Below are 20,523 nucleotides of genomic sequence, written 5' to 3' on the forward strand. Positions count from 1 at the left end.
GTGGCCAACCTGAACCTCAATCTTGGTTAGGCTTTAGGTCTCAGTATCATCGCCTTTTGCCGTTGGTTGCGGTGCCGGGTTTACCATGGTGCCTGAACCACTGCCACCAGAACTAATGGTAGGTCCATTTTTCTGCTTGGGTGGACGCACTGGCAAACCAGCCATAATGTCATTGACCTGATCAGCATCAATGGTTTCGAACTCCATCAAGGCTTTAGTCATCGCCTCCACTTTGTCGCGGTTATCTTCAAGCAATTTGCGCGCAATCGCATATTGCTCATCCAGGATACGGCGAATTTCAGCATCGACTTTTTGCTGCGTGGCTTCTGAGACGGTCCGTGAAGACATACTGCCCATCCAGGAATCCTGCTCGCTACCTGCATAGACCATGGTCCCCAGCGAATCGGACATCCCGAACTTGGTCACCATGTCACGCGCCATTTTTGTCGCACGCTCAAAGTCATTCGAAGCGCCGGTAGACATCTGATGCATGAAAATTTCTTCAGCAATCCGACCACCAAACAGAATCGAGATATCTTCCAGCATTTTGTCCTTGTAATTGCTGATACGGTCATGCTCAGGCAACTGCCAGGTCAAGCCCAGCGCCCAGCCACGCGGCATAATGGTGACCTTGTGCACAGGATCCGCTTTCGGTAGCAACTTGGCGACCACCGCATGCCCGGACTCATGATAGGCCGTATTCAAACGCTCCTCTTCACGCATCACCATAGACTTGCGCTCTGGCCCCATGAAGATTTTGTCTTTGGCATCCTCAAAATCTTGCATATCTACCGTGCGTTTATTACGACGTGCAGCGAACAATGCCGCTTCGTTGACCAGGTTAGCAAGATCAGCACCACTAAAGCCTGGTGTACCACGGGCAAGAATATCCGCTCTCACATCTGGATCAATCGGCACTTTACGCATATGCACATTGAGGATTTGCTCACGACCTTTGATGTCTGGCAAGCCGACCATGACCTGACGGTCAAAACGGCCAGGACGCAATAATGCTTTATCCAGGACATCGGCACGGTTAGTTGCCGCAATCACGATCACACCGGAATTGGCCTCAAAACCATCCATCTCAACCAACATCTGGTTCAACGTTTGCTCGCGCTCATCGTTACCGCCACCCGTACCGGCACCGCGGTGACGACCGACCGCATCAATCTCATCGATAAATACGATACAAGGGGAGTTCTTTTTGGCGGTTTCAAACATGTCACGCACACGCGCAGCACCCACACCAACAAACATTTCCACAAAGTCAGAGCCAGAGATACTGAAGAACGGGACTTTGGCTTCACCGGCAATCGCACGGGCCAGCAAGGTCTTACCGGTCCCAGGCGGGCCTACCATCAATACGCCACGCGGGATGCGGCCACCCAGTTTCTGAAACTTGCTTGGGTCCTTCAAGAACTCAACCAACTCAGCCACTTCTTCTTTGGCTTCATCGCAACCGGCAACATCAGCAAATGTGGTGCTGTTGTTGGATTCATCCAGTTGACGTGCCTTGCTCTTGCCGAACGAGAATGGGCCACCACCCTTGCCTCCACCTTGCATCTGGCGCATGAAGAAAATCCATACACCGATTAATAAGATCATGGGGAACCAGGAGACAAAAATGCTCATAAGCATGGACTCATGCTCTTCTGGCTTAGCTTCTACGATAACGTTATTTTTAAGCAGGTCTGATACCAACCATGGATCGGAAGGCGAGAATGTCTCATAGTTTTTGCCCTCGTTGGTAGTCACATGCAAGGAGCGACCATCAATCTGCACCTTGGCTACGCGGCCATCCTTGACCTCTTGCATGAACTGAGAGTAAACCACCTGGCCACTGCTTCTGCCCGTGCCGCTAAATTGATTAAATACCGTCATCAGCAACAAGGCAATTGCTACCCAAATCGCGATATTCTTCAGTAGATTATTCAAAGTGGTTCCTTAACTTTAAAAACGAAAGGCAGGGAGAATCCCTAAGAAAACAATGGAGGCAAAGCCCATAATTTCAAGCCTTCAATGGCATTGTATACCCATTTTTTTGCTTGTGCGATCAAACTAAACGCAAAAAAGCATTGCAATTCAAGCTTTTCGCTGCAAGCCCAGCAGATACACTTCACTGCTACGATCACGCGAGGCTTTAGGTTTACGTGTGACGACTTTGGCAAACTGGCCTCGCATTTGTTTCACAATTTCCTCAAAGCCACTGCCGATAAAGACTTTGACCAGAAAGTTGCCGCCCGGTTTCAACCAATACTGACAAAAATCCAGGGCGAGTTCCGTCAAATAAGTCGCCCCTGCCTGATCAACATCTTTGAGTCCGCTCATGTTAGGCGCCATGTCGGCAATCACCAGATCGACCAGCTTGCCATTCAGCGAGGCCTCCAATTGCTGCAGCACCGTTTCTTCGCGAAAATCACCGCAAATAAATTCCACACCGGGAATCGGATGCATCTCCAGAATATCCAGTGCAATCACGCGGCCCTGGCCTTTGATGCGCTGGACCGCGACCTGTGACCAGCTGCCAGGTGTAGACCCCAGATCCACTACGGTCATGCCAGGCTTGATCAATTTATCTTTATCGTCAATTTCGAGCAGCTTATAAGCAGCGCGGGCACGGTAGCCGTCTTTTTGCGCACGCTTGACGAATTCGTCATTGAGATGCTCTTGCATCCAGGCTTTACTGGTTTTGGAGGGTTTCATAGGGGGAATTCCTGCTTCATGCTAAAATGCGGTCTGTTTTCAAGGAATATTTTGCATGCAATTAAACAGCAAACAAATCGCTTATTTACGTGGTCTGGCACACAATTTAAATCCGGTAGTCATGATAGGCAACAATGGCCTGACAGACGCGGTACTCAAGGAAATCGAGGTTAGCCTCAATGCCCACGAGCTTATCAAAGTGCAAGTGGCGGGCGATGACCGCGATTTGCGTAAATCATTATTCGAAGAGATCGCCGATAAAGCCGGCGCCATCGCCGTGCACCATATCGGCAAACAACTGGTGTTTTATCGCGCCAGCGAGACCGTGAAAGCCTCAGCGAAGATCGTGATCCCCAAGCTGTAATCAAGCTCACAAACACGCCTGATACAAAAAACGCGCATTCCTTTGCGCGTTTTTTTATTGGCCTCAGTTCGACTTGACCACCAACCAGACGCCTAACAAACACTCAATCATGTAAGCAATACTCGCAACACCATGCCAGGTTTTAAAGCGGCTGGCGAACACACTTTGCATCACATCGTTTGGCAGAGCACTGGCTTTGAGCTGAGCCAATAATGGCTGGATGCCAAACTCGCCAATCAGGACCAGTATCCACATGATGAGGATCACCCAGAACAGGCCTTGCTTGAATGCGGAAAAACCGTCACTCGCCAGGCGCTGGATCAACAACCACAAGCCGCTGACAAGCCCAATGTAGCTGACAATGGTAAACAACTTTCCTGCGACGTTTCCGGCCAGCATATGGTCAGGAATGGTTTTGAACAGCACACTGGCGGTGATGGCGGTCATCCACAAAGCCCCCACCCACAGCGTAAGTAAGACCGGGTTTAACCATCCGGTGAGTCCTGATTGCTTGGCCATCGCTGCTACGCTCCTATTTTCTGCTATTCACGCATCCCAGATGATTCAATCGCAAGGACTAAACGTAGAGTACCTCAATGATTTCGTACTCTTTCACGCCGCCTGGAGACTGGATTTCAACGACTTCACCCTCAGACTTGCCAATCAGGCCACGTGCAATTGGCGAACTGACCGAGATTTTGCCATTTTTGATATCGGCTTCGTCCTCACCCACGATCTGGTAGGTTTTGGCATCGCCAGAATCCAGGTCTTCAAATCTCACGGTCGCGCCAAACACCACACGACCCTCTGCATTGAGCATGGTTGGATCAATAATCTGCAGGTTGGACAATTTCGCCTCAAGCTCGGCAATCCGGCCTTCGATAAAGCTCTGCCGCTCTTTGGCTGACTCATACTCTGCGTTCTCAGACAAGTCGCCTTGTGCCCGCGCTTCAGCGATCGCCTGGATAATATTGGGTCTATCCACCGCGCGCAAACGTTGTAATTCTTCTTTGAGCAATTCTGCACCTTTCACGGTGACAGGAATCTGATTGACTGCCATGATGAAAATACCTTCAAAAAATGAGTATAAAAAAAATAAACCACACCCGAATGAGCGTGGCTTATTTAAATATCAACTAAGCCTAGTGTATGTTAACCAAGGCGTTTGTGCAAGTCCTGCACCGAGTAGACATCCATATCCTTGCTTTGTGCCATGCCGATACAAGCGGCACGCGCACCCGCCAGGGTTGTGTAATAAGTCACCTTGTTCTGAAGCGCGCTGCGGCGAATCTCATACGAGTCAGTAATCGCCTTTTTGTCTTCTGTGACATTGACAATCAAACTGATCTCATCGTTCTTGATCATGTCGACAATATGCGGACGACCTTCAGCGACCTTGTTCACCGGTGTCACCTCCAGACCTTGCTCGGCCAGTGCACGCGCTGTGCCTTTGGTCGCCACTAGCGTGAAACCGAGTTTAACCAAGTCCTGTGCAATGTCGATCACTTTTTTGTGATCTTCGTTACGTACGCTGATAAAAGCTCTACCACCAGTAGGCATCTTCACAGAGGCCCCCAATTGTGACTTCACAAAAGCCTCGGCAAAGGTGTTCCCTACGCCCATCACTTCACCGGTCGATTTCATTTCTGGGCCAAGGATGGTATCCACGCCCGGAAACTTGATGAAGGGGAACACAGCTTCTTTCACCGAGTAATAAGGCGGAATCACTTCTTTGGTCACGCCTTGAGATTTCAGCGTCTGACCTGCCATGCAACGTGCCGCAATTTTGGCTAGCTGCAAGCCACAGGCTTTGGACACAAACGGCACGGTACGGGATGCGCGCGGGTTAACTTCGAGCACATATACCACATCGCCCTGCCCACTGTTCTGCACGGCAAACTGTACGTTCATCAGGCCTTTCACGCCCAGCGCTTTGGCCATTTGCACGGTTTGTCTGCGCAACTCATCTTGCAGGTCGTCGCTCAGGCTGTAAGGCGGCAGTGAGCAGGCAGAGTCACCAGAGTGCACACCGGCTTGTTCCACGTGCTGCATGATGCCGCCGATCAACACATCTTCACCGTCGCTCAAAGCATCCACGTCTACTTCAATCGCATCGTTCAGGAAGCGGTCCAGCAGAACTGGGGACTCATTAGATACCTTAACCGCTTCACGCATGTAGCGCTCCAACTGGCTTTGCTCATGCACGATTTCCATCGCGCGGCCACCCAGCACATAAGAAGGTCGCACCACTAACGGGTAGCCGATTTCAGTCGCCAGGCGAATCGCCTCTTCTGGCGCACGCGCTGTGCGGTTTGGCGGCTGCTTCAGGTTCAGGCTATGCAGCATTTGCTGGAAGCGTTCACGGTCTTCTGCACGGTCAATCGCATCTGGCGTGGTCCCAATGATAGGCACGCCAGCTTTTTCGAGGTCACGCGCCAGCTTGAGCGGGGTTTGGCCGCCATACTGCACAATCACGCCCACCGGTTTTTCGATGTTGACGATTTCGAGTACGTCTTCCAGTGTCACCGGCTCAAAGTAGAGACGGTCAGAGGTGTCGTAATCGGTAGAGACGGTTTCGGGGTTACAGTTGACCATAATGGTTTCGTAACCATCTTCACGCATGGCAAACGCCGCGTGCACACAGCAATAGTCAAACTCGATGCCCTGACCAATGCGGTTAGGACCACCGCCCAACACCATGATTTTTTTCTTGTCCGACGGATTGGACTCGCACTCTTCCTCATAGGTCGAGTACATATAAGCCGTGTTGGTGGCAAACTCAGCCGCACAGGTATCTACGCGCTTATAGACCGGACGCACATTAAGCGCCTGACGGAAAGCACGCACTGCATGCTGGTCTGTGCTCAACAGCTTGGCCAGTCTACGGTCAGAGAAGCCTTTACGCTTGAGGCGGAACAGCGTCTCTTTGGTCAAATCCCCCAGCGACTTGCCTGACAATGACAATTCGAGTTTGATGATTTCTTCAATCTGCACCAGGAACCAGCGGTCGATTTTGGTGATATCAAACACTTCATCCACACTCATGCCCAAACGGAAGGCGTCCGCCACGTACCAGATACGCTCAGGACCGGGCTCACCCATTTCCTTGACAATACGGTCTTTGTCATCGGTGACCGAATCCAGACCATCCACACCGACTTCCAGACCGCGTAACGCTTTCTGGAAAGACTCCTGGAAGCTACGACCCATGGCCATGACTTCACCCACAGATTTCATCTGTGTCGTCAAGCGGCTATCCGCCTGCGGAAATTTCTCAAATGCAAAACGTGGCACTTTAGTGACCACGTAGTCAATCGATGGCTCAAATGAAGCCGGAGTCTGACCGCCGGTAATTTCATTACGCAACTCATCCAGCGTAAAACCCACCGCCAGTTTGGCCGCGACTTTGGCAATCGGAAAGCCTGTTGCTTTGGAGGCCAGCGCAGATGAGCGTGACACCCGCGGGTTCATCTCAATCACAATCATGCGGCCATCGTTCGGGTTGATGGCAAACTGCACGTTAGAACCACCGGTATCGACCCCGATCTCACGCAATACGGCCAATGAGGCATTACGCATGATCTGGTATTCTTTGTCGGTCAGGGTTTGTGCTGGCGCAACAGTAATACTGTCACCGGTATGCACGCCCATAGGATCCAGGTTTTCAATCGAACAGATAATGATGCAGTTGTCCGCTTTGTCGCGTACCACTTCCATCTCGTATTCTTTCCAGCCCAGCAGCGACTCTTCGATCAGCAACTCGTTGGTTGGGGAGGCATCCAGGCCGCGCTCGCAAATGGCGATAAATTCTTCACGATTGTAGGCGATGCCACCACCACTGCCGCCCATGGTGAACGAAGGGCGAATAATCGCTGGATAACCAATCGTGGCCTGCACTTGCAAAGCTTCTTCGAGGCTGTGTGCAATGGCTGAACGTGCAGAACCCAGGCCAATTTTGGTCATGGCTTCTTTAAACTTCTGACGGTCTTCGGCTTTATCAATGGCCTCTTTAGTCGCGCCGATCAGTTCCACATTGTATTTCTGCAAGACGCCGTGCTTGTCCAGATCGAGGGCACAGTTCAATGCCGTTTGCCCACCCATGGTTGGCAGCAAGGCATCAGGACGTTCTTTTTCAATAATTTTTTCGACGATTTGCCAGGTAATGGGCTCGATGTAAGTCGCATCTGCCATTTCCGGGTCAGTCATGATGGTGGCTGGATTGGAGTTGACCAAAATGACCCGATAACCCTCTTCACGCAAGGCTTTACAGGCTTGTGCGCCAGAGTAATCAAACTCACAGGCTTGACCAATGACAATCGGACCTGCACCGATAATCAGAATACTTTTAATGTCGGTTCTTTTTGCCATTAGATGGACTTTCTTTCTTGCATTAACTGGATAAAGCGGTCAAACAACACGCTCATTTCTTGCGGGCCAGGGCTGGCTTCCGGGTGTCCCTGGAAGCTGAAGGCGGGCTTGTCTGTACGCGCGATCCCTTGCAGGCTGCCATCAAATAATGACACATGCGTCACCTTGACATTGGCAGGCAGCGTCGCCGGGTCAGCCGCAAAACCATGGTTCTGGCTGGTGATATACACACGCTTGCTTTCCACATCCTGTACCGGATGGTTGGCACCGTGATGACCAAATTTCATTTTCAGGGTTTTTGCACCACTGGCCAATGCCAGCAACTGGTGGCCCAGACAAATCCCAAAAGTGGGGATGCCTGAATCCACCAAGGTTTTGATCGCTTTAATTGCGTAATCACAAGGCTCAGGATCACCAGGGCCGTTAGACAGGAAAATGCCATCTGGCTGATAGGCCAAGGCTTGTTCGGCGGTTGCCTGGGCCGGCAAAACGGTGACTTTACAGCCACGTGAAACCAGCATGCGCAGAATGTTGCGTTTCACACCATAGTCAAATGCCACTACATGAAACTGTTGCTCTGCCGCTTTGCTAAAGCCCGCGCCTAGTTGCCATTCCTGCTCGGTAAACTCATAGGCTTGTGTACAGCTCACCACTTTAGCCAAGTCCATCCCGGCAAGCCCAGGGAAGCCCTGTGCATGGGCCAATGCCTGTGCCTCATCCACATGCTCACCCGCCATAATACAGCCGGCTTGCGCACCCTTCTCACGCAAAATACGGGTCAACTTGCGCGTATCGATATCAGCAATCGCCACTACATTGTTGGTCTTGAGATAATCGGAAAGATTTTGTTCACTGCGGAAATTGCTTTCCAATAAGGGCAGGTCACGAATAATCAGACCCGCAGCATAGACTTTGCCAGATTCCACATCTTCGCTATTGGTACCATAGTTACCAATATGCGGATAAGTCAATGTGACAATTTGTTCGGTATAGGAAGGATCGGTAAGAATTTCCTGATAACCGGTGATGGAAGTATTGAACACCACCTCACCGACTGTATGACCGGAAGCGCCAATGCTCATGCCCTTAAAAACAGTTCCATCTGCTAACACTAAAATCGCTGGAATTGTTTTTGACACCTTTAGCTCCTTAAGTTTGAATCGAAACACATCTTTTGAAGGTCGCAACATGCCTGCGAGGGCCCTATGCAGCGGTGAGTAGATGTGCAAAACGGGAAAAGTTTTTTGGACTCTTCCCGTTCAGAATTGCGGCATTATAGCCTAGATTAAAGCCTCACTCAAGGGCGAGGTATTGTCAGAGGATGTTAAAGCATGATGATTGCCCGCGTGAAATCAGCGGCTTAACCATCAATTCTTGTCAAAGCCAAGCACATCTCGCATATCAAACAAACCGGCCTGTTGGGTTGCCAGAAACTTGGCAGCGCGCAACGCGCCCTGAGCAAAGGTCGCCCGGCTGGAGGCCTTGTGCGTTAACTCTACACGCTCACCCACTCCAGCCAGAACCACCGTATGATCGCCCACCACATCGCCACCGCGCAGGGTTGCGAAGCCTATGGTGCCCGCTTCACGCTCACCAGTGACACCTTCACGCGCATACACGGCACAATCCTTCAGCGCCTTGTCTATGCCTTTGGCTGCGGCTTCACCCAAGCGCAGTGCCGTGCCGGACGGCGCATCGACTTTATGGCGATGGTGCATTTCGACGACTTCGATATCGTAGCCTTGGTTCAATACACGCGCGGCTTGTTCAACCAAGTTAATCAGCAAGGTTACACCCACGCTCATATTGGGCGCAAACACAATCCCGATATTTTTGGCAGCCGCTTCGATGCTAGCTTTCTCAGTTTCGCTAAACCCTGTGGTGCCAATCACCAGCTTCACCTGCGCCTGCTGACACGCTTGCAAATATTGCATACTGGCTTCAGGACGGGTAAAGTCCACCAGCACATCAGCCCCCTTCAATGCAGATTCAACATCAGAAGTAATCTTGACGCCACTCAACTTGCCAAACTGCTCACCAGCATCTCGACCAATCATGGCACTTTCAGCACGATCCAAGGCCGCATGCAGTTGCAAGCCAGGATCAGAAAAAACGCCTTCAAGCAGGGCATGCCCCATACGGCCAGACACGCCTGCAATCACTACTTTCAACATAACTCGCTCAACTTACTGTTTTATATACTATTTTAGACAAATGGATTAAAAACCGATTTGCTCCAACACGCCATCCAGATGCTCTGCGCTACCTTCTGGCGCCGTCACCTGTTGCTTGGTGGCTGGCAGTTCTGCACCATTGCCAGCACTTTCACGCACGATCAACCAGCGCTTGCTAGCGTTATCCAGCTTGAGTTGCAGACGTTTGACCATTTCGTCGCGATAGGCTTTAGAAGCATACTTCTGATTGAAGGTGACCACTGCACTATCCCCTTCCCGTGCCACGCTCACATCACTGATTTCGAGCGTGATTTTACCTTGCTGTGGAGACAGGCGTTTTTTACGTTGCGCCTCCCAAGCTCCGCGACTAGGCAACCCGTCTGGCACAAACTCAGGCGAGTAAGCAGCAAAATAAGCATTCACATTTTTGTTTCGCCAAGCCTGCGCCCAGGCATCCACCGCCGCCTCTACACTGACTTCAGGGGTAGCGGCTGGAGGTTGTGTTGCCACTTCAGCCTGGTCCATGGCAGGGGCAACCGTCGGCGTTTCGGCCAACATCACCTTGGGCGTTGCTGCTACTGCAGCCACGGCTGGAATCGTTGCCGTACGCTCACGCGTAATTAACCAGCGTTTTTGGCTAGGCTCATAACGCATTTCAAGCGTCTTATTCAACACATCCTTGTAAGCCTTGGCCGCATATTTTTGTTCAAACTGCACCACCGCAGAGGCACCATCGCGCTGCACCACAATATTATTCAAGACCAGTGTGATTGGGCCCTGGCTAGGAGAAAGGCGCTGCTTGCGTTGTGCCTCCCATGCCGCTTTACTGGGCAAGTTTTCTGGCACAAAGTCAGGTGCGTAGGCGGCCAGATAGGTTTTAATATTCTTACTACGCCAGGCCTGCGCCCAATTGGCCACTGCCTGATTAATCTCGGCATCACCAACAGCGGCAGAAGGCTCAGCAGCATTTTCTGCCACGGTCGCTACAGTAGGCTCGGCTGGCTTGGCAAGCACAGCTTCTGGTGGTAATACAGGCGTGACAGGTGCAGCCGCCAGACTTTCAGACTGAGGAGAGGCAGCGGGCTCAGCAACAACAGGCGCCACTGCAAGCGCGGCGGCAGGGCTGCTTGGCGTCACAGACTCTTTAGCTGTAGGCACTTGCGCAACCGCTTCTTTGACAGCTGGTTTTGAAACTGACGGTGGAGGTGGAGGCGGCAGCTCCGGTTCGGGTTCAGGTTCTGGCAACTGCTCCGCAATAAATGTAGGTGCTGGCTCGCTGGCTGCTTCTGCTTTTGGGGCAACGCCTTTTTCAGTCACTTGATGCGCTTGTGCATCCGTCGCAGGCTGATTGGCTTCAGCCATATTGCCCTTGATCATTTCCTGTTCGGTTGGGATGACAGGCGCGACATATTCACCCTCAGGAATATAAGGGATCACCTCGTCATCTTCAGTCATGTTGACTGTAGCCGATGGTGAAGCTGGCTTAGCCACCGGCGCAACAGGCAAGGGCTTGGTCTGCGGTTTAGGTGCGATTGATTTTTTGCTGTTTTTTGACTTAGGGGCAGCCTCAGCAACAGCAACGGTAGCGGCCGTCGCGGCGACCGCGGCCGATGGACTTACGCCAGATGCATTTGCAGCTGAGGCAGCACTCGCGGTGGAAGCCGCGCTTGCTGCAGTATTTGATTCAGCCGCAGGTGCTACCACAACAGGCGGCGCAGCATCCTGTTCAAAGACAGGCGGCGGCTCAACGGTGTCTGCAATTTGGGCAGCCATGGTTTTTTCATTCATGGCCTGTGTGCTGGCAGCCAAAGCCGGAGTACTCGCCTCTGCCGGATTCGCTTTCACCATTTCTTGCGGCGCAGGGGCTGCCTTATATTCCCCCTCAGGGATATGCGGCACAATTTCTTCATCGGCCATCTGCTGCGCAGTGACAGCTGGTTGAGCTGGTGCAGGAGGGGTTGCAGTGACCGCTTTATTGACTGAGTCCGCTTTGGCTGGCTTAGCGTCCTTCGCTTGAGCATCACCCTCCCAGAATTTCAGCTTGTCCGCCCAGGACTCCTCTTTCGGCGCTTCAGCTTTTTTAACCGGAGCTTCTACAATGGTTTTGATGTCCGGGTTCTCTGCCGAAGGAATCACATCGCCACGCACAGCCACCAGGCTGTCCTTATCAAAATCCAGAATGACCCGACGTTTTTCAACAATTTGGCCTTGCTGGCGTAACTCGTAAAAATAGTCCCAGCGATTATCACTGAAACTATCTACGATGAGCGGTGTCCCCATAATGTAGCGGACTTGCGAACGGTTCATACCCGGCCGCAGTTGCATTAACATTTTTGAAGTCACCACATTGCCCTGCTGGATGTCCATCTTGAATGGTTTCATTGATGGAAGCTTGGCGCCGCACCCACTCTCCAGAGATGCGACAACCAACACAAATAAGATAGAATTACGCATTGGATTCACTTTATAATCGGTATATTCATTACATACATTAATATACCACGTAGTTTCGCGAATCAAGTACGCCATACTACTTAACCCTCGGACAAAAATTATGCATGATCCTAAAGACCTCAAAAATGCAGGCCTGAAAGCAACACTGCCCCGTTTAAAAATTCTGGAGCTATTTGAAAACAGCGAGCAGCGCCACCTGTCCGCGGAGGATATCTACAAGATCATGATCACCAACGGCGAAGACGTGGGCTTGGCAACGGTCTACCGCGTCTTAACGCAATTTGAGCAGGCGGGCTTGCTGGTACGGCATCACTTTGAGAGTGGCAAAGCAGTGTTTGAAATGAATGAAGGCACTCACCATGATCATATTGTCTGCATCAAATGTGGCCGGGTAGAAGAGTTTTATGATGAAGAGATCGAAAAGAGACAGAAAGCTGCCGCCGAAAAATATGGCTTTAGCATGCAAGACCACTCTTTAACTATTTATGGGACATGTACAAAAACATCTTGTAACGAATCCTGATATTCAACCATCAACTATTCAGGTCTTAACACCGACCTGGATACGCTTGATTGTCAGCCTCGATCAGAGGCATGTTAAGTCCACAGATTCACATGCATAGTGCTGCTGGTTTTCCACCTATCGCCAGCGCCGGCGCCCGCATCCTGATTCTGGGTTCTCTGCCTGGAGTGACCTCCCTGCGGCAACATCAATATTATGCGCACCCGCAAAACGCGTTCTGGCACATCATGGAAACATTATTCGGGATTCCAAAACAAACGGCTTATGCGCAACGCTGTGACCAGTTGCAATCAATTAAATTGGCGGTATGGGATGTGTGTCACTCGGCCAGCCGACCTGGCAGCCTCGATAGTGCGATTGTCGCGAAGTCTGTGATTGCAAATGATATTCCAGGCTTACTCAAACACATTCCAACCATAGAATGTATTGCCTTTAATGGTCAAGCAGCGGCAAAGCTCTTTAAAAAGCATGTTGTTTTAGAGACCACGATCCCGCAGATCACCCTGCCGTCAACAAGCCCGGCCCACGCCAGCCTGAGTGTTGCGCAAAAGCTTGCACAATGGCAAACGCTACAAGTCAGGCTGTCACACCCAGCATTTCTTTCGCATGCTGGCGAGTCGCCTCTGTAATCTGCAAACCGCCCAGCATACGCGCGATTTCTTCAATCCGTTCATGCGCATTGAGTGCATGAATCCGGCTCAAGGTCACGCCTTGCTGTTCAGACTTGCTGACTTGCAAATGTTGTTGCGCCTGCGAGGCCACTTGCGCCAAGTGGGTGATGACCAGCACCTGTCTGTGTTGACCCAGTTCACGCAACAAACGGCCCACCACTTCGGCCACTCCGCCACCAATGCCCACATCCACTTCATCAAAAATCATGCAGGGTACGGTGCCTAATGATGCGGTGGTCACTTGCAAGGCCAGGCTGATCCGCGACAACTCGCCGCCTGACGCGACTTTATTGAGCGGCCGCGGCTCGACCCCGGCATGACCGGCCACCATAAACTCCACTTGTTCAAGGCCATAGGCAGCCGGTTCGCCCGGCGTCAGACTCACCGCAAAACGCCCCCCTTTGAGTGACAGTGCCTGCATTTGTCCGGTGATGGTCTCGGATAAGGCTTGCGCCGCCTGGTGTCTGATAGCAGACAGTGCGGCGGCTTGTTGCTGATAAGTCTGCCAAGCTGCCTTTACCTGTTTTGCCAAGGCTCCGTCATCGGCAAACGTTTCCAGCTCAGCCATCCGGCTTTGCTGCTGTTGCAACAGTGCTGGCAACTCATCTGGCTTGACCCGATACTTGCGGGCCGCGGTGTGGATCGTCTGAATACGTGACTCCACCTCAGCCAAACGCTCAGGATCAAGTTCACTTTTTTGCAAATGCCGATTGAGTGCACGACTCGCTTCTTCGAGCTGAATCACCGCCGAATCGACCGTTTCTGCAATCGGTTGCAATCCGGCATCGATGACTTGCAATTCAGCGAGCTTGCTTTGCACTTGCGACAACAAATCCAGCGCATTGACCTCCTCGCCTTCACTCATCATCTGCAAGCTCGCCTCCATGCCAGTCAGCAGACTGGCACCATGACTGAGCCTGACATGCTCTTGCTGCAAGGCGAGCCATTCTTCTGCTATAAAGCCGAGTTGTGATAACTCGCGGGTGCTGTCACGCAACAGCGCCAATTCCTCTGCATACTCACTGGCATTTTTCTCGAATGCCGACTGTTGCTGATGCAACTGAAACCAGGCTTTATAACTTTTAGCCACGTCTTTAGCCAAAGGCACCGCCTGCGCATAAGCATCCAGAATTTCACGCTGGGTGGCAATCTTTAACAAGGAGTGATGTGCATTCTGGCTGTAGATATCAATCAGCGTCTCCCCGATTTCACGCAACTGCCCGACGGTTGCAGAAACACCGTTAATAAAGGCACGGCTGCGGCCGTCGGCATAAATCACGCGCCGCAGAATCAGGCTGTCATCAACGGCCATTTCTTGTGCACGCAACCAGTCTGCAGCCGCCTGGTTACCCGAAATATCAAACGTGGTGGCAATCTCGGCTTTGTCACAGCCCTTGCGCGTCACATCGCCTTCGTTCCTGGCGCCCAGACTCAGCGACAGCGCATCAATCAAAATCGATTTGCCTGCACCGGTCTCGCCGGTGAGTGCCGTGTAGCCTGCCGAGAACTCCAGTTCCAGCACATCAACAATGACAAAATCTCGAATAGATAGGGCTTGTAACATAGATGGTTAAACGGGCGCGTTAGCCCCAGTTGAGTTTGTTGCGTAACATATCAAAATAGCAGTAGTCTTGAGGGTGCACGAGCCGAATCGACTGCTCAGCACGCGCAATACGCACATGGTCTCCGGCGGCCAAAGGGAATTGGCCTTGGCCATCATAACTTATCTGAGCGTCGGCCGCGCTGACCACAATCACCTCAATCACACTGTCCGCAGGCACGGTGATCGGCCGATAACTGAGGGTGTGCGGACTGATAGGCACGATCGAAATCGCCTCCAGATCGGGATGCATAATCGGCCCCCCGGCGGATAAACCATATGCGGTTGTCCCGGTCGGCGTGGTCAAAATCAGGCCATCCGAACGCTGTCGAGACACAAACTGACCATCCACATGCACCTCAAGCTCAATCAGGCGAAAGGCGCTTTTAATCACCACATCGTTTAAGGCAACCACAGGCAAAATCTGGCTGCCCGATCTGGTCACCACTGAATGCAGTAACATGCGTGACTCAAGCTGAAAATGACCCTGTAAAATCTCGTCAATCTCATCCAGCATCTGGTCCGTTTGCAAGTCAGTCAAAAAGCCGAGTCGCCCGCGATTAATGCCAATCAAGGGCACGCCGGTTTCACGCAAAGCACGGCCGACGCTCAGCATGGTTCCATCGCCGCCCATGACAATCACCAGATCGGCTTTGCTACCTATCTGTTCCAGCGAGGCCTGCTCAAAACCTTCTTGTTCCACATAGGCTGCGGTATTGGCTTCCACACAGACATGCAGCCCCTTGGCTAACAAGTGATGTGCCAAGCGGGTCAAATCACTTTGCATTTGCTGCAAGGCAGCAGTGTCCATATACTTGCCGACAATGGCAACTGAGCGGAATGTAGATTGCATGCCGCATTAAAGCATAGAAGCCCTGAACTGAAAAGCTAAAGGGGCTGTTATCCCAGGCGCAAATGATGCAAAATCTAACTCATTCTAATGAGATCGTCTAAAGTGGATAAACGCGCGCAAATTTTGCTTAAAACCTTGGTAGAGCATTACATCAGTGAAGGGCAACCCATAGGCTCCCGCACCCTGCTCCAGCATTCTGGTCTGGATGTCAGCCCTGCGACAATACGTAACGTCATGAGTGACCTCGAACAATTGGGGTTTATTGCCAGTCCACATACCTCTGCGGGCAGGGTGCCCACCAAAAAAGGCTACCGCCTGTTTGTGGACTCGCTGATGACGGTACAGCCGCTTGATCAACGCGCCCTCGCCCAGCTTAAAACCGGACTATCCTCGCCCGACCCGCAAGCACTCATTAACAATGCGGCCGATATGCTCTCGCAACTGACCCAGTTTGCAGGCCTGGTGATGACGCCCAAGCGTAGCCGCAACGTGCTTAAACACCTTGAGTTTTTACATATCAATGACAAAAAAATACTCGTGATTCTGGTGACCGATGACGGCCAGGTACAAAACCGGATTGTCCTGACCGACCGCGCATTTAGTGCCAGTGAGCTCACCACCGCCAGCAATTATGTCAACAGCCACTGTCAGGGGCTCACCCTGGAAGAAGTACAGATCAAGCTCAAGCAGGAGCTGCAACAAATGCAGGCAGACATCAATCACCTCATGTCTGCTGCGCTGGATGCTGCCAGCCAACCCGAGCCTTCAGAAAAAGAGGCGGTGGTGATTGCGGGCGAACGCAAACTGCTAGAAGTGAATGAGCTCTCAACCAACGTCGGCAGCTTACGCAAACTGTTTGAGATTTTTGAACGCCGCACGGCGCTCATGCAACTGCTTGATCAAAGTCAACGCGCCGATGGCGTGCAAATCTTTATCGGTGGCGAAAGTGGCTATCTGGCACTGGATGAATGCAGCCTGGTCACTGCGCCCTATGAAGTCGATGGTCAGGTCGTGGGGACGCTGGGCGTGATCGGCCCGACCCGAATGGCCTATGAGCGGATTATCCCGATTGTCGATATCACGGCCAAGCTGTTATCTAGCGCGCTCTCAAACTAAATACTGCCTGACCATATCAGGCTAATAATTCCGACACCGAGATCAGCCACGGGCGGATAAATCTTTTACTGCTGTTTTTTCACAATCCTGATCTACATGCTTGTCTATGTTGCGCAAAGCGCTCGACACAAGCTCTTTTTTTATCACTCAGGAGTTTGTTATGAAAAAATCCGCTTTAACAGTTGCACTGTGCCTAAGTACTTTAATCATTAATCCCACGTATGCTGCAACCTACGATGCGACCCGAGCTGGTGGCGGTTATGTTTTCAGCAATGTTTTTAGTGGCAATACAAGTTTCAATGACTACATTTCGTTTAGCACTGATGGCTTACAACAAGTCCTCACCAGTATTTCTGGTACAGGAACCACCTTTCAGTTCAAGGAATTTAACTTACTGGATGAAAACAAAAATCTGGTCATGAATGGTACGGTATTCAATTCCGGCCCCAATCTTTCTTTTGGATTTACAAATAGCATTCAACAAGGTAGCTACTATCTGCAAGTCGTTGGAGAAAGTACAGGTACAAATGCCAGCTACGCAGGGACCATTACCTTAGCGAACGCAGTCCCAGAACCTGAGTCCGCAGCGCTGATATTGGCGGGATTAGGCCTCTTAGGATTGAAACGCAGAAGACAAGCTTAAACATGATTCAGCCTCCCTTGTTAGAGCAACGTTATGCTCTGGCAAGGGCTATTTTGTCTACGCAACAATTTGATTTTCTTTTATAAGAAATATTCACCCGTCAGATTCCTCTGACACACTAATCAGCTTGGATTGACTGCCTGCGCTCTGCTCACTTACTTAAAATACCCACATGTTTAATCCCTTTGGAGAGGAAATCATGAAAAAACCATCCCCTGTCTCACTTCAGAAATCCCTGGTTTGGACTGCCCTGCTGGTCCTGACCCTGAGCACTTCTGCCTGTGGCTCTATGAGCACGCGTGGTAAAAACACTGCCATTGGCGCGGGTGTAGGCGCAGTCGCAGGCGCAGTCTTAACTGGTGGCAGCTCCATCGGAACGGTCGGTGGTGCGGCGGTTGGTGGCGTGATTGGTAACCAGATTCATAAGAAATAACCTAGATCTAACCAAAGATTCTGGTCGCAAATCCGCCGCATGATTTGCGCCCAGATTAACTATCGCAACAACAAACATCGGCACTTTTCAAAACAAGGTGAGTCATAAGGGCACTTTTCACTTAAAATGCGCTCATGACTTACTACCAGCCAGAACCTGCTTACACCCACGGCAGTCAACCAAAAGTGGGTATCCTGTTAGCTAACCTGGGCACGCCTGACGCCCCCACGGCGAAAGCCTTGCGGCCTTACCTGCAGCAGTTTTTGATGGATAGACGCGTGGTCGAAATCCCGCGCTTTATGTGGTGCTGGATTCTGCATTGCATCATCCTGGTGATTCGCCCGAAAAAATCGGCAGAAAAATATGCCAGCGTGTGGACAGACCAAGGTTCACCGCTCATGGTCTATGCCCAGCAACAGAAAACCTTATTGCAACAGAGTCTGGCTAAACACATTAACAGCCCGTTTGCCGTCGAACTCGGCATGACCTATGGTAACCCCAGTATGAAAAGCGCCATTGAATCTCTCAAGGCACAAGGCTGCGACCGCATTCTGGTATTCCCGCTCTACCCCCAATATGCCGCCAGCAGCACTGCTGCCGCGCTGGATGCCGTGTGGCGCGTACTACTTAAAATGCGCAATGTGCCCGCCATCCGCACCATCAAGCACTACCATGATCATCCGCTGTATATTCAAGCACTCGCCAGCCACATCAAAACCTACTGGCAACAACATGGCCAGCCAGAAAAACTCGTGATGAGCTTTCACGGCGTGCCTAAATTCCACCTGATGAAAGGCGACCCCTACCATTGCGAATGCCACAAAACCGGACGCTTGCTAGCTGAGGCCTTAGGCTTAAGCAAAGACCAATACCAAATCGCCTTCCAGTCCCGTTTCGGTCGTCAGGAATGGTTGCAACCTTACCTCGCCAACACGCTAGACGCCTTGGGTAAACAACAAATCAAACGCATAGATGTCGTTTGTCCCGGCTTTAGCAGCGACTGCCTGGAAACCCTGGAAGAAATTGCTATGGAAGGTAAACACTTGTTCCAGTCAGTGGGCGGTGGGGATTATCACTATATCCCTGCACTCAATAGCGAAGCCGTCTGGATTGAAGCGATGCGCGATATTGCGCTGGAGCATTTGCAGGGTTGGGTGAGTAATGAGTTTGACTCAGCAAAAGCAGCAGCTGAAGCACAAGCGAGTAAACAACACGCTTTGGCAATGGGCGCTGAAAAATAACGCTGCGGCTCGAACATCACATTTTTTAAACATTTAAAAGCCCTCATGACTGACATGTCATTTTCCAGCATCTAACTTGGCTGCACGTCAAAAGGATGAAAACACTGGCCAAAGCTTCGCTATCTAGATAGCCAGTGTTGGTGGAGAGAGCGCCGTGATGTTGAGTCAAAAAATTAGTATCAGCACTTATCTGCTTGAGAACCGTGCACAAAGATAGCAAATCTATCTCCTGCATTTTGCATCAAGCATAAAAACTCATTTCAGCGTCCATTCGCATTGGTCTTGCTTGCAGCGCTCGCCTATTCCACTGCCAGCCCTCCCCAATTACGCGTTATAATCGCGTTTTAACGTTTTTATCGTTCCCCTATGATCATTATCACCGGTGGTGCAGGCATGATTGGTTCTATCATGGCCTGGCATTTAAACAACAAACTGGGTCGGCAAGACCTGGTGATTGTTGACCGTATCACGCATGAAAACCAGTGGCAAAACCTGGTACACAGACACTATGCCGAATACCTGGATAAAGACCAGCTGTTTGAGTTTCTCGAAGAGAATGATGAGATCACAGCAGTGATTCATATGGGGGCGATCAGCGCGACCACCGAGCGTGACTTTAACAAGCTGGTGGCGGATAACATGCATTATTCGCAGGACTTGTGGTCCTGGTGTGCCGAGTATGAGGTGCCGTTTTTCTACGCCAGCTCTGCGGCCACGTATGGCGGTGGTGAGCAAGGCTATGACGATGCCAGCATTGAGAACTTGCGGCCATTAAACGGCTATGGCTACTCCAAACACTTTTTTGACCAGTGGGTGTTGCAGCAAGTCGCACAAAAGCAACCTACCCCGCCTGCATGGGCTGGATTCAAGTTTTTTAACGTCTACGGGCCGAATGAATATCACAAAGAGCGCATGGCCAGTGTGGCGTATCACACGTTTAACCAGTTTAGCGAAACAGGGACCATGCGCCTGTTTAAAGGCACGAAAGAAGGCATAGAAGATGGCATGCAGTTGCGTGACTTTGTCTATGTCAAAGACGTGGCGAATGTGATGGGATTCTTCCTCGAAGCGGCATTAAAAAACAAACCGGTTACTAGCGCGATTTACAACATAGGCACCGGTCAGGCGCGCAGCTTTAAAGACCTGGCAACCAATGTGATGACCAGCATGGGCCGTGAACCCAACATCACGTATATTGATATGCCGCAAGACCTGCAGGGCAAATATCAGTACTTTACCCAGGCGGAGATGAAGAAGCTGCGCGATGCGGGATATAAAAAGCCGTTTACCTCGCTGGAGGAAGGCGTCAAAGACTATGTGCAAAACTATTTGATGCAAGACGACCCTTACGCATAAGTCATCAAACAATTGAGCGAT

The 20,523-nt window shown here is 51.2% G+C and carries 18 protein-coding genes; 8 read left to right on the plus strand and 10 right to left on the minus strand.

Going from position 1 to position 20,523, the window contains the following annotated elements:
* Window positions 1–33 precede the first annotated feature (33 nt).
* Window positions 34–1,938: an ATP-dependent zinc metalloprotease FtsH gene (gene ftsH / locus ACT53D_RS06515; RefSeq protein WP_194747119.1), complete on the minus strand. Its 1,905-nt coding sequence runs from the start codon at window positions 1,936–1,938 to the stop codon at window positions 34–36.
* A gap of 147 nt (window positions 1,939–2,085) precedes the next feature.
* Window positions 2,086–2,706, minus strand: coding sequence for a 23S rRNA (uridine(2552)-2'-O)-methyltransferase RlmE (gene rlmE / locus ACT53D_RS06520; protein ID WP_476155176.1), 621 nt, complete (start codon window positions 2,704–2,706; stop codon window positions 2,086–2,088).
* 55 nt (window positions 2,707–2,761) lie between these two features.
* On the opposite strand from rlmE, the gene yhbY reads away from it, so the two are divergent.
* The gene (gene yhbY / locus ACT53D_RS06525; protein ID WP_194747121.1) at window positions 2,762–3,070 is read left to right on the plus strand and encodes a ribosome assembly RNA-binding protein YhbY; all 309 of its coding nucleotides are present in this window, start codon (window positions 2,762–2,764) and stop codon (window positions 3,068–3,070) included.
* Window positions 3,071–3,133: 63 nt separating this feature from the next.
* Here the strand turns inward: yhbY and ACT53D_RS06530 are convergent, their stop codons facing one another.
* The 6 genes from ACT53D_RS06530 to ACT53D_RS06555 form a co-directional block, all read right to left on the minus strand.
* Window positions 3,134–3,589: a DUF4149 domain-containing protein gene (locus tag ACT53D_RS06530; RefSeq protein WP_194747122.1), complete on the minus strand. Its 456-nt coding sequence runs from the start codon at window positions 3,587–3,589 to the stop codon at window positions 3,134–3,136.
* A gap of 58 nt (window positions 3,590–3,647) precedes the next feature.
* Window positions 3,648–4,130, minus strand: a complete 483-nt coding sequence (greA, locus tag ACT53D_RS06535; protein ID WP_194747123.1) for a transcription elongation factor GreA — start codon at window positions 4,128–4,130, stop codon at window positions 3,648–3,650.
* Between the two features lie 92 nt (window positions 4,131–4,222).
* Window positions 4,223–7,438: a carbamoyl-phosphate synthase large subunit gene (carB, locus tag ACT53D_RS06540; protein ID WP_194747124.1), complete on the minus strand. Its 3,216-nt coding sequence runs from the start codon at window positions 7,436–7,438 to the stop codon at window positions 4,223–4,225.
* The gene (carA, locus tag ACT53D_RS06545) at window positions 7,438–8,577 is read right to left on the minus strand and encodes a glutamine-hydrolyzing carbamoyl-phosphate synthase small subunit (protein ID WP_338657139.1); all 1,140 of its coding nucleotides are present in this window, start codon (window positions 8,575–8,577) and stop codon (window positions 7,438–7,440) included. Before carA ends, carB begins: the two co-directional genes overlap by 1 nt.
* Before the next feature lie 228 nt (window positions 8,578–8,805).
* Entirely contained in the window at window positions 8,806–9,612 is an 807-nt protein-coding gene (gene dapB / locus ACT53D_RS06550; protein WP_476155179.1) for a 4-hydroxy-tetrahydrodipicolinate reductase, read from the minus strand.
* Window positions 9,613–9,657: 45 nt separating this feature from the next.
* A complete protein-coding gene (locus ACT53D_RS06555; protein ID WP_379077570.1) occupies window positions 9,658–11,994 on the minus strand; it encodes a L,D-transpeptidase Cds6 family protein in 2,337 nt (778 codons plus the stop codon).
* A 172-nt stretch (window positions 11,995–12,166) separates the two neighbouring features.
* On the opposite strand from ACT53D_RS06555, the gene fur reads away from it, so the two are divergent.
* Window positions 12,167–12,589 carry a ferric iron uptake transcriptional regulator gene (gene fur / locus ACT53D_RS06560; protein WP_194747128.1) on the plus strand — a complete coding sequence of 141 codons (423 nt, stop codon included), beginning with the start codon at window positions 12,167–12,169 and terminating at the stop codon, window positions 12,587–12,589.
* 92 nt (window positions 12,590–12,681) lie between these two features.
* Window positions 12,682–13,218, plus strand: a complete 537-nt coding sequence (locus tag ACT53D_RS06565) for a DNA-deoxyinosine glycosylase (RefSeq protein ID WP_476155181.1) — start codon at window positions 12,682–12,684, stop codon at window positions 13,216–13,218.
* Here the strand turns inward: ACT53D_RS06565 and recN are convergent.
* Window positions 13,166–14,824, minus strand: a complete 1,659-nt coding sequence (gene recN / locus ACT53D_RS06570) for a DNA repair protein RecN (RefSeq protein WP_476155183.1) — start codon at window positions 14,822–14,824, stop codon at window positions 13,166–13,168. The genes ACT53D_RS06565 and recN overlap by 53 nt on opposite strands.
* A gap of 19 nt (window positions 14,825–14,843) precedes the next feature.
* The gene (locus ACT53D_RS06575) at window positions 14,844–15,713 is read right to left on the minus strand and encodes an NAD(+) kinase (RefSeq protein ID WP_476155185.1); all 870 of its coding nucleotides are present in this window, start codon (window positions 15,711–15,713) and stop codon (window positions 14,844–14,846) included.
* Between the two features lie 87 nt (window positions 15,714–15,800).
* Between ACT53D_RS06575 and hrcA the strand changes: the two genes are divergently transcribed.
* The 5 genes from hrcA (at window position 15,801) to rfaD (ending at window position 20,502) form a co-directional block, all read left to right on the plus strand.
* Complete coding sequence (hrcA, locus tag ACT53D_RS06580) at window positions 15,801–16,829, plus strand: heat-inducible transcriptional repressor HrcA (protein ID WP_194747132.1); 1,029 nt, start codon at window positions 15,801–15,803, stop codon at window positions 16,827–16,829.
* Between the two features lie 160 nt (window positions 16,830–16,989).
* A complete protein-coding gene (locus ACT53D_RS06585; protein ID WP_275356931.1) occupies window positions 16,990–17,472 on the plus strand; it encodes an FxDxF family PEP-CTERM protein in 483 nt (160 codons plus the stop codon).
* A 199-nt stretch (window positions 17,473–17,671) separates the two neighbouring features.
* Window positions 17,672–17,905 carry a glycine zipper 2TM domain-containing protein gene (locus tag ACT53D_RS06590; RefSeq protein ID WP_275356932.1) on the plus strand — a complete coding sequence of 78 codons (234 nt, stop codon included), beginning with the start codon at window positions 17,672–17,674 and terminating at the stop codon, window positions 17,903–17,905.
* 134 nt (window positions 17,906–18,039) lie between these two features.
* Complete coding sequence (hemH, locus tag ACT53D_RS06595; RefSeq protein ID WP_476155188.1) at window positions 18,040–19,146, plus strand: ferrochelatase; 1,107 nt, start codon at window positions 18,040–18,042, stop codon at window positions 19,144–19,146.
* A gap of 366 nt (window positions 19,147–19,512) precedes the next feature.
* Window positions 19,513–20,502: an ADP-glyceromanno-heptose 6-epimerase gene (rfaD, locus tag ACT53D_RS06600; protein WP_476155190.1), complete on the plus strand. Its 990-nt coding sequence runs from the start codon at window positions 19,513–19,515 to the stop codon at window positions 20,500–20,502.
* Window positions 20,503–20,523 lie beyond the last annotated feature (21 nt).

The sequence above is a fragment of the Methylophilus sp. DMC16 genome (assembly GCF_056314045.1).